This window comes from Kitasatospora sp. NPDC096204, from assembly GCF_044763205.1.
Classification (GTDB): Bacteria; Actinomycetota; Actinomycetes; order Streptomycetales; family Streptomycetaceae; genus Kitasatospora.
In genome coordinates this window covers 96,403-106,194 of the sequence record NZ_JBIWFT010000035.1, presented here as the reverse complement: position 1 = coordinate 106,194, position 9,792 = coordinate 96,403, and the positions used below count along the sequence as shown (strand labels likewise).

The window sequence follows — 9,792 nt, the reverse complement described above, 5'->3', positions numbered from 1 at the left end:
AGGCGAATCCGACCGTGTCACCAGCCCCCAACCAGCTGACCTGCACCTTCAACGCGGCAGGGACTCCAGATCCCCTGAATTACGCGGAACGCAGGACCGGCGGCCCCGACTGGCGCCGCTCGGCCCCGCGCTCGCGGGGGTGAGCCCGGCATAACGCGGCTGGAGGCCATCAGAGGCGCCGTTCTCCCCGCGAGCGCGGGGGTCAGCCGGTCACCGACGCGTACGACAACTCGAGCAGCAAGTCCTCCCCGCGGACGCGGGGGGCAGCCGGAGCTGGCCGGGTTGTCCACCGGGTGCGCCGAGTCCTCACCGCGCCCGCGGGGTCAGCCGACCGTCGACGGCCGCCAGTTCGCGAACCGGAAGTCCCCCCGCAGGCGCGGGGGTCAGCCGAACGGCGGCGGCCCCGCCAGCCGGGCCTGACAGTCCTCCCCGTGCCCGCGGGGGTCACCGAATGGCGGGCGGGCCTGGCGACGGCTGGTCACGTCCTCCCCGCGCCCGCGGGGACCAGCCAGCGATCATGGGCACGGCAGCGAATCGAGGTCCCCCCGGGCCTGCGGCGGTCAGCTCATCTCCCTGCGTGGTATGACTATTGGTCACCCGGTTGGGGCGTGGTGGTGGGTCAGGAATAGAAGCCCCGGCCGTATTCCTCGCGTGGCAGCGTGAAGTCGTCCGGGCGGTCGCGCCGGAGTTCTTCGTAGCGTTCAACGAAGACGTCCAGTGCCTCGTGAAGCGTGCAGTTGCGTGCTTCTCGGATCGCCTTGAGGGCGAAGAATGTCCGATGCTCCAGGATGTCGCGATCGACGCTTTCGGGCAGCTGTTCCATGAGCCCAGCAGCGTAGTGTTCGGAGACCGGGGAGCGCCCGCTACTGAACCTGAAAGCGTGATGTCGGGGCCGTTTGCCTGACAGTTGCTGGGCGGGTCCGGTAGCCCTGAGCTGTGAGATACGCGCAGGGCGGCGGGCTGACCGACGCCGCGAGGGCCGCGCGGGAGCGGATCCGGCTGCAAGCCGTGGAACGCTTCGAGGGCGGGGAGAAGAACCGGGAGATCCCACCGCATGCACCGACACAGAGCCGTGGGAATCGTCGTCCTCATCCTCGTCGCGCTCGGAACCGCCTCGGCCTGCGACGCGGACAAGGGCGGCGACGACCAGCCCGCCAGCCCGACCACGGCTCCTACCACCGCCGCCACGGCGCCGCCCCACACCGCGACTCCTCCCCTCGCGGCCGCCACCTCGTCGCCCGCGCCGATGCCGTCCCTCGACGTTGAGAACCCGAGCGACCTGGTCCACGACTCCGCCGCCTCGCCCACTCGCCCGGCCGGCGGTGTGGCTGCTCGGACGGGCGTGGGAGGCAGTTGAGCCCGTGGTGTGTGCGCCTCAGTCCTCGGTGGGGCCCAGGTCGGCGGTGCCCCGCAGTTCGACCGTGCGGGTGGTGGAGCCGTGCAATTCGAGCACGGTGATCTCGTTCCGGCCGGCCTTCAGGACCGGTGCGGGGACGTAGAGCGTGGTCTGCGGGCCCCGGGACCAGTACCGGCCGAGCGCGAAGTCGTTGATCCAGACCTGGCCCTTGGTCCAGCCGTCCAGGGCGATGAAGCCGTCGGCCGACTGTTCGATGTCCAGATGTCCGCGGTGGAAGGCCGGGCCGACCGGGGGCGCGGCGGGCTCGAACGCGGTGAAGGACAGTCCGCCCAGCTCGTCGAGCGGCAGCGGCCGGCTGTCCCAGCTCTCCGGGGCTCGCCCGTTGACGGTGACCTCGCCGAGCAGCCCCTTGCGGTCGTGCATGCCCTGGCCATAGTTGACCCTGCCCTGGTTCTCCACCAGTACGGACAGCCGCGCGCCCCGGCGGGGGGCGTGGAAGGAGAGCGTGTGCTCGTGGCTCTCGCGTTCCAGGACGCCGACCGGCTGGCCGTCGACGAAGACCTGGGCGCGGTCCTGTACCTCGGCGATGTGCAGGACGGCCGGTCCGGCCGCCGGGAGTGCCGTCTCGTAGAGGGCGAAGCCGAAGGACTGGCCGAGCTGTTCCATGGTCTGCGGTCGGTCGGCGTGCACCGCGTCGCCGAGCCGCTCGCGCTGGTCCAGCAGGCTCGCACAGGTGGTGAGTTCGACGGTGGTCGGGGCGAGCTTGGGGGCGGGCCCGGGTGCCGGCTCCGCGGGGACGGGAGCGTACCTGGCGATCACCTCGCGGAAGGCGGTGTACTTGGGGGTGGTGTCGCCGGCCTCGTCCAGCGGCGCGTCGTAGTCGTACGACGTGACGGTGGGGCGGTACGTGCCCTTGTCGTTGGCGCCGTTGGTGAAGCCGAAGTTGGTGCCGCCGTGGAACATGTAGATGTTCACCGAGGCGCCGGCCGCGAGCAGCCGGTCGAGGTCCGCCGCGGCGTCGGCGGCGCTGCGGGTGACATGGGTGCCGCCCCAACGGTCGAACCAGCCGATCCAGAACTCGCTGCACATCAGCGGCCCGGACGGCTGTTGCGTGCGCAGTTCGGCGAGCCCGGCGTCCACCCGGCTGCCGAGGTTGACGGTGCGCAGGACGCCGTCGAGGCCGCCGCGTGCCAGGTCGGAGGGCTGGTCACAGGTGAACAGCGGCACGTCGACTCCGTGTCGGTCCAGCATCTCCGCCAGGTCCTCGAGGTAGCCGGAGTCGTCGCCGTACGCGCCGTACTCGTTCTCCAGCTGGACGGCGAGGATCGGGCCGCCGCGGGTGGAGAGATACGGGAGAACGGGCGGTAGCAGGGCGCCGAGGTAGGCGTCGACCGCCTCCAGGTAGCGCGGGTCGCGGCTGCGCAGTTCGATGTCCTCGTCGGCGAGCAGCCAGGAGGGCAGGCCTCCGCCCTCCCACTCGGCGCAGATGTACGGGCCGGGGCGGAGCAGCACGTGCAGGCCTTCGGCGGCGGCGAGGTCGAGGAATCGGGGCAGGTCGAGACCTGCGTCCAGCCGGAACTCCCCGCGCCGGGGCGCGTGGAGGTTCCAGGGGACATAGGTCTCGACCGTGTTCAGCCCCATCAGGCGCGCCTTGCGGAGCCGGTCGGCCCACTGCTCCGGATGGACGCGGAAGTAGTGCAACCCGCCGGAGATGATCCGCAGCGGTCGGTCGTCGAGACGGAAGCCGTCTGCGGCGATCTCCAGTCGTGGCATTGCCGTGGTGCTCCTTGCGATCGAGACGGTTGTCAGGTCAGCTCAGCGGGCGGCAGAGCAGGGTGTCGGGGACTCCGCCGTGGTTCCACTTCCAGGTGTAGGCCACGCCGGCGAGGTACTCGTTGTCGGCGCACTGGCCTTTGTAGTAGCCGGGTGCCCAGTCGCTGGCGGTGGAGCCGCCGGTGGCGGGGCGGTTGTCGCCGTGGTCGAACCAGGCGTTGCGCCCGGTGGTCGGCAGCGGAGCTGCGGCCGGCGCACAGAGCAGGGCGGACATCGCGTTGCTGTGGGCGCTGTAGCCGACGGCGTAGGTGTTGTCGGGGCACTGGAGCTTGTTGTAGCCCGGGGCCCAGTCGCCGTGGGTGACGTAGCGTTCGTCGGTGACGGTCACCCAGTCGCCGGCTCCGGCGGCGGGCTGGCCGGCGTCGGTGCACAGGCCGCGGCTGTCGCCGCGGCCGAGGCCGACCAGGCGCTCGGTGTCGGGGCAGTTGCCCTTGCGGTTGCCGTTGGACCAGTCGCCCTGGGCGAGCATGCGGGTGGAGACGTTCTGGTCGCCGAAGTCGAGGTCGAGCATGTTCCAGTGTGTGACCGGTGCCACCGGGCCGGTGAGGCTCGGCGCGTTGATCAGCTTGTTCCAGTCGGCGGCCCGCCAGTCGCCGGGGTCGCCCAGGCCGAGCCGCTTGCCGGTGGCGTCGTAGGAGAGCAGTGCCCAGTTGTCCTGCGGGTTTCCGTTGGCGTCGCTCCAGCCGACGACCGGCCACTGGGCGAAGTCGGTGTCGTTCTTCACCAGGATGTCGGTGAAGTTGTGGAACCAGGCCTGCTCCTTGGCGTTGGTCGAGCCGCGGCCTGCCGCGCCGAACTCGCTGACCCACACCGGCGCGGTGAAGTGCTGGCCGGACTGGGTGACGAACAGTGCCTCGTCGTTGACGACCTGGGCGAGCTGCTCGGGGGTGAAGTCCTGGTAGCGGGGGTCGCTGGTGGAGCCCGGGCCGCTCTCCGCCCCGGTGTTGGCGGGCCCGGTGTAGGCGTAGAAGTGGGCCGCGTAGACGAGCTTGTCCGACCGGACCAGCGTGTTCGAGAGGGTGCGCACCGGGGTGAGCATCGGCCGTTCGTGCCAGGTGATCGCGGTCGGGATCCCGGACCAGTTGATGCCCTCCATGATGACCAGCATGTCGGGGTCGGCAGCCAGGATCCGGTTGCCCGCCTCCTCGAAGGCGGCGTACTCGTCGTGGGAGTCGCCCCAGCCCCAGTTGGGGTTGTCCCAGGTGTCACGGCGGACCTCGTTGCGCAGGTCCGCGCCCACGACACGCTTGTTCGTCCGGTACCGCTGCACCATGAACAGCCAGTCCGCCTCCCACTGCTCGGTGGACTGGCTGCTGTTCCACCGCTCGTTGCCGTCCAGGCCGCAGCAGAAGCGGTAGGTGGTGGTGTGGTTGTTGAGGATGACCGCGAAGCCGTCGGCGGTCAGCGCGGCAACCACCGCGTCGTAGACCTGCAGCGGGGTCTTGCCCTTCAGTTGCGGGTTGGCGGCCACCGCCGCGTCCGGCACGGTGCTGGTGTCGTGGATCAGCGCGTTGGCGAAGGGCAGCCGCATGCTGTTGAGGCCCAGGCCGTGGAAGTCGGCCAGGATCTGCGTCAGCGGTGTCCGGTCCAGGCCCAGCGGGATGTTGTGCGACACCTGTCCCGCCTGGTTGTTGGCCGGATCGTTGACGTCCCCGCTGCCCTCCCAGGTGCCCTGGGCGCCGGCCCAGTTGCCGGCCTTCAGCTTGAAGCGGTCGCCGTTGGCGTCGACGATGTACCGGCCCCGGGTGCTCAGCGGACCGGTCCACGAAGCCGCGAGCTGCGTCCCCGTCATGACGGACGCGGTGGTCGAGGCGGTGGTGGGGGGCGCTGCGGCGGAGGCGGACGTTCCCCCGAGGACGAGGGTCACCGCGGCGGCCGCGGCGGGTAGGATTCGGGCGAAGGAGCTTCGGACGGTGGGAGGCGAACTGTCTGACCTCATGGTTTCCCCTCCAGGGGTGGGGGTGGGGCCTCGGATCTTCAGGTGGTGCGGCCCGGACCGGACGGTCCGGAGTCACGGGGGGCGGACCGGGGGCCGCTCAGCCCTTGAGTCCGCTGGTGGCGATGCCTTCGACGATGTAGCGCTGGGCGACCAGGAACATGGCCACCAGCGGTGTGATGGTCACGACGGCTCCGGCGAACAGCCCGGGCAGGTTGATGGTCTGTGAGGTGAGGAAGGTCGACAGGGCGATCTGGGCCGTCCACGCGGACGGGTCCTGGCCGATGACGAGCGGCCACAGGAAGGAGTTCCAGCTGTCGATGAAGGCGAGCGCGCCGAGCGAGGCCAGCATCGCTCCGGACGACGGCAACGCGATCCGGCGGTAGAGGCCGAACCAGCCGAGCCCGTCCAGGCGTCCGGCTTCCTCGATCTCGGTGGGGAACTGGAGGTAGAAGTTGCGGAAGAGCAGGACGGCGAAGGGGTTGAACAGCCCGGGTGCGATGATTCCCCACAGCGTGTTGACCCCGCCCACGGAGCCCACGAGGACGAAGGTGGGCACGAACGTCACCGAGCCGGGGATCATCAGCGTGGCCACCACCAGGGCGAGCAGGACGCCGCGTCCGGGCACCGGTATCCGCGCGAGGGCGTATCCGGCGGCCGAGGCGAGGATCGTCGACACCGGGGCGGTGATCACGGCGATCAGCAGCGAGTTGCCGAGGGCCTGGCCCATGTGCAGGGCGGGGTCGCTGAAGAGCGAGCTGAAGTTCTCCCAGTGCATGGCCGACGGCCACCAGGTCCACTGCGGTGACGTCAGGCCCCGGGAGTCCATCAGCGCGTTGCGCAGCATCAGGTAGAAGGGGGCCAGGAACACTGCCGTCAGCAGGCCCGCCAGCACCCCCCGCGCGCACCGGCGAACTACCTGCGACAGCTCTCGCGTGCTTCTCATTCCACTCACTCCTCACCCTTGCCGAAGCCGGTGACCCGGCCCTGGAGCAGGGTCACCCCGACGATGAGGGCGGTGAGCACGAAGGCTCCGGCCGATCCGAGACCGTAGTTCTGGGCGCCCATCGCGGTGTCGTAGAGATAGACCAGCGGGGTTCGGACCGGGGCCGTCGACGCCCCGGACAGCCCGCTGTTGAACAGGTTGTAGAACTCGTCGAACGCCTGGAAGGCGGCGATGAACTGCAGCATCAGGACGGCCACCGAGGTGTTGCGCAGCATCGGCAGGGTGATCCTGCGCAGCAGGCGCAGGCCGGTGGCGCCGTCGAGTGCGGCGGCCTCGTGGATCTCCTTGGGGATGCCCTGGAGGCCTGCCAGGAAGAGCACCATGTAGAAGCCGACCTGGAGCCAGAGGCGGAGGGTGACGAGGACGACCCAGTACAGCGGCGGCGACGTGGTCTGCAGCCACGGGACGGCGGACATGCCGAACCATCCGCCGATGGTGTTGGCGATCCCGGCCGGCAGACCGTTGAACAGGCACATCTTCCACACCAGGGACGCCGCGACGTAGGAGACGGCGGCCGGGATCAGGAAGGCGGTGCGCAGCAGGGCCCGGCCGCGCCGGATCCGGTGCACCAGCAGCGCGAGTCCCAGCGAGGCGGCGAACGTCACCGGCACGATGAACAGCGTGAACAGCAGGATCTGGACGAGCGATGTGCGGAACACGGCGTCGGAGAGCAGCGCCTGGTAGTTGTCCAGGCCGACCCAGTGGCCCAGGGCGATGGTGCCGCGGGCCTCGCTGAGGCTGAGCAGGAAGCTCCAGCCGATCGCGACGTACTTGAAGACGCCCACGCCGATCAGCAGGGGCCCGGCGAGGAGTGCGAACGCTCCCCAGGCACGCCAGTCCGTGCGGGGCCGGCGGGTGGGGGCGCCCTGCGGCCGGGCCGTGGGGCGCCGGGCACGCTCGTCGGGCAGCGTGGTCGAGGGTACGGGCTTCATCAGGCGCGCTGCTTGTCGATCTCGCTCTGGGCCTGCCTGGCCGCGTCGGCCAGGAGCGAGGACGCATCCCCCTGCCCGCTGACGATCTTCGACGCGGCGGCGCTGAACAGGGAGCTCACCGCGCTGTTCCAGGTGCCGGGGTTGTGCCGGCCGTACGTGGCGGCCAGTTCGACCGTCTCCTTGGCGGTGCCCTGGGCGACCTTGTCGGCGGAGGCGGCGACGGACTTGCGCGGCGGAATGTGGAAGCCGTAGCTCTCCGCCCAGTCCTTCTGCAGGTCGGTCTGCTGGATCCAGAGCCACTGGACGAACTTCTTGGCCGCGTCGACGTTCTTGCCCTTGGCGTTGACGCAGCTGGTCCAGCCGCCGACGCGCACGACGGGCGTGCCGCCTGCCCGGTAGGCGGGCCAGGGCAGGACGCCGAAGTCGTCGCCGAGCGCGGTCCTGATGGCGGGCATCGACCAGAGGCCGCCCCACTGCATCGGGGTGACGTTCTGCACGAGGGCGGCGGGATCCCACCAGTCGGTGGTGAAGCCGAGCAGCAGGGACTGGTCGTCGTGAAGACGCTTGAGGCCGGCCACGGCCTCGGCGGCCTGCGGGGAGCCGAAGACGGCCTTGCCGTCGGCTACCAGGTCGCCGCCGTTGGACCACACCGCCATGATGGCGCTGTCGCCCAGGCCGTCGTTGCCGAGGAACAGGCCCTTGGTGTTCTTGGTGGTCAGGGCCTTGGCCGCGGCGACGAGCGCGTCGAAGGTGTCGGGCGGGGTGATGCCGGCCTTGGACAGCGCGCTCTTGCGGTAGTAGAGCATCATGACGTCGTCGATCATCTTGACGCCGTAGAGCTTGCCGTCGACGGTCGCCGTGTCGAGGTCGCCCTGGTTGAAGTCGGACTTGGCGCTGCCGTAGAGGTCGTCCAGCGGGGCTATCTGGCCGTGCCAGGCGAGGCCGTCGTTGAAGTCGCCGATCTCGAAGACGTCCGGGGCCGCGTCGGTGAGCAGGGTCGCGCTGAGCTTGCCGGCGTAGTCGCCCGGGGTCCAGGTGACCTTGACCGCGATGTCCGGGTTGGCCTTGGTGAACGCGGCCGCGTAGCGGGTGAGGGCCTGCTGGGTGCCGGCCTCGCCGTAGGCGTGGGACCAGACGTTCAGGGTGGTCTTCGCCCCGCCGGAGGCCCCGCCGGTCGGGTTGCCGGTGCAGCCGACCGCTGCTCCGGCGACGAACAGGACGGATCCGCCGAGGAATCCTCTGCGGCTAAGCTGGGATGTCTGTGCGCTCACTTCGCATCCTTCAGGCTGAGGGTGTGGGTGGTTGTCCGGCGTGGCCGGTGTCCGACGTTCACGGCTGGCAGGCGGTGCCGGACATCGGTCGTGCCGGAGGCTCGGGTTGGTGATCGGCGGATCCCCGGTTGCCCGGGGCGGCGTGGTGGCGGTTCGCCAGGGGCCTTCAGGGCAGGAGGGCCTGGATGCCGACGACGGCGGCTCCGCGGGCCCACTCCTCCCAGGGGAGTGGACGCAGGGTCAGCGGGCACCTCGCCGCCGCCTTGAAGCAGTGTGCGGCGTAGGCCTCCTTGATGTGCCTTCCGAAGAGGTCGTAGGTGTCGAGTCCTTCGCCGGTGACGACGACGCGCTCGGGGCCGAGCAGGTTGACCAGGGTGGCGATGCCGGTGCCGATTGCGCGGCCGGCCCGGGCGAAGGCGTCGCGGGCGGCGGGTTCTCCGCCGCGGGCGAGCTGGACGGCACCGTCGAAGTCGAGGTCCGGGTCGTCGGTGGCGCGGCGGACGGTGGCGAGGATGGCGTCGCTGGAGGCGACGGCCTCGACGCAGCCGACCTGGCCGCAGTGGCACCGCGGCCCGACCGGGTCGATGCTGATGTGCCCCATCTCGCCGGCGACCCCGTACGCGCCGGTGACCAGCTCACCGTTGACGACGATCCCCGAGCCGATCCCGGCTCCGATCGTGACCAGTGCGAAGTACTCGGTGCCGATGCCCTCCCCGTACCAGTGCTCGGCGGCGGTGAGGGCCTTGACGTCGTTCTCCACGGTGACGATCAGGCCGGTCGCCGCGGCGACGGTCTCCGCCAGCGGCACGTCGCGCCAGCCGGGGAGCACGGAGTAGCGGACGCGCCCCCTGGGGCGGTCCACGTCGCCGGAGACCGCGATGCCCAGGTGCCGGGTGCGGGCCCGGTACTCGGGTCTCGCGTCGAGGAGTTCACCGACGAGGTCGGTCAGCAGCGCGCACACGGCGGCAGGGTCGCGCTCGCCCAGCGGCCGGACGGCGGTGGTACGCATCCGGGCCCGCAGGTCGCAGACCGTGCCGAAGAGGGTGTCGGCACTGATCTTCACACCGACGAAGAACTCCCGGTCGGGAGTGACGGCGAGCGGGTTGACGGGACGTCCGGCCCCCGGAGCGGTGCGCTCCGGGGGGAGTTCGTGCAGGTAGCCGTCGTCGATGAGTGGTCGCGCGGCCTTGGTCACCGCGGTCGAGGACAGGCCCGTCCGGCGGGCCAGCTCCACCCGGCTGAGCGGGCTCTCGGCCAGCAGCAGGGCGAGGACGGCGGTTTCGGCCGGTGCGGTGACCAGTGGCCGCGAGTGGTTTGGAAACACGGCCGCAACCTACCGGTAAATAAATAACTTCGTCCAGTATTGATTTCCCTTCCGGGCGGTCCTACGCTCTGGCCCAACTCCGGGCGTTTCCATCGTCGTTCACCATGGCGACCGGCCGCTTCCGGTCCGCGTC

The 9,792-nt window shown here is 70.6% G+C and carries 8 protein-coding genes; 1 reads left to right on the top strand and 7 read right to left on the bottom strand.

What is annotated here, in order from left to right:
• Positions 1-619 precede the first annotated feature (619 nt).
• Positions 620-823, bottom strand: a complete 204-nt coding sequence (locus ACIQ87_RS31015; protein ID WP_402413117.1) for a hypothetical protein — start codon at positions 821-823, stop codon at positions 620-622.
• A gap of 231 nt (positions 824-1,054) precedes the next feature.
• Here ACIQ87_RS31015 and ACIQ87_RS31010 point away from each other — a divergent pair, with 231 nt between their 5' ends.
• Positions 1,055-1,357: a hypothetical protein gene (locus ACIQ87_RS31010; RefSeq protein ID WP_402413114.1), complete on the top strand. Its 303-nt coding sequence runs from the start codon at positions 1,055-1,057 to the stop codon at positions 1,355-1,357.
• Between the two features lie 18 nt (positions 1,358-1,375).
• Here ACIQ87_RS31010 and ACIQ87_RS31005 read toward each other — a convergent pair whose 3' ends face one another.
• The 6 genes from ACIQ87_RS31005 to ACIQ87_RS30980 form a co-directional block, all read right to left on the bottom strand.
• A complete protein-coding gene (locus ACIQ87_RS31005; RefSeq protein ID WP_402413112.1) occupies positions 1,376-3,130 on the bottom strand; it encodes a beta-galactosidase in 1,755 nt (584 codons plus the stop codon).
• A gap of 37 nt (positions 3,131-3,167) precedes the next feature.
• Entirely contained in the window at positions 3,168-5,129 is a 1,962-nt protein-coding gene (locus ACIQ87_RS31000; RefSeq protein ID WP_402413109.1) for a glycoside hydrolase family 5 protein, read from the bottom strand.
• A 97-nt stretch (positions 5,130-5,226) separates the two neighbouring features.
• The gene (locus tag ACIQ87_RS30995) at positions 5,227-6,072 is read right to left on the bottom strand and encodes a carbohydrate ABC transporter permease (protein ID WP_402413106.1); all 846 of its coding nucleotides are present in this window, start codon (positions 6,070-6,072) and stop codon (positions 5,227-5,229) included.
• A 5-nt stretch (positions 6,073-6,077) separates the two neighbouring features.
• On the bottom strand, positions 6,078-7,064 hold the full coding sequence (locus ACIQ87_RS30990) for a carbohydrate ABC transporter permease (protein ID WP_402413104.1): 987 nt from the start codon (positions 7,062-7,064) through the stop codon (positions 6,078-6,080).
• Complete coding sequence (locus tag ACIQ87_RS30985; RefSeq protein ID WP_402413101.1) at positions 7,064-8,335, bottom strand: ABC transporter substrate-binding protein; 1,272 nt, start codon at positions 8,333-8,335, stop codon at positions 7,064-7,066. Before ACIQ87_RS30985 ends, ACIQ87_RS30990 begins: the two co-directional genes overlap by 1 nt.
• A 166-nt stretch (positions 8,336-8,501) precedes the next feature.
• Positions 8,502-9,659 carry an ROK family protein gene (locus ACIQ87_RS30980; protein ID WP_402413098.1) on the bottom strand — a complete coding sequence of 386 codons (1,158 nt, stop codon included), beginning with the start codon at positions 9,657-9,659 and terminating at the stop codon, positions 8,502-8,504.
• Between the last annotated feature and the right edge of the window lie 133 nt (positions 9,660-9,792).

Bases quoted from the DNA above. Each gene is read 5' to 3' on its own strand.
- ACIQ87_RS31015 (WP_402413117.1), bottom strand. From the start codon at position 823: ATGGAACAGCTGCCCGAAAGCGTCGATCGCGACATCCTGGAGCATCGG.
- ACIQ87_RS31010 (WP_402413114.1), top strand. From the start codon at position 1,055: ATGCACCGACACAGAGCCGTGGGAATCGTCGTCCTCATCCTCGTCGCG.
- ACIQ87_RS31005 (WP_402413112.1), bottom strand. From the start codon at position 3,130: ATGCCACGACTGGAGATCGCCGCAGACGGCTTCCGTCTCGACGACCGA.
- ACIQ87_RS31000 (WP_402413109.1), bottom strand. From the start codon at position 5,129: ATGAGGTCAGACAGTTCGCCTCCCACCGTCCGAAGCTCCTTCGCCCGA.
- ACIQ87_RS30995 (WP_402413106.1), bottom strand. From the start codon at position 6,072: ATGAGAAGCACGCGAGAGCTGTCGCAGGTAGTTCGCCGGTGCGCGCGG.
- ACIQ87_RS30990 (WP_402413104.1), bottom strand. From the start codon at position 7,064: ATGAAGCCCGTACCCTCGACCACGCTGCCCGACGAGCGTGCCCGGCGC.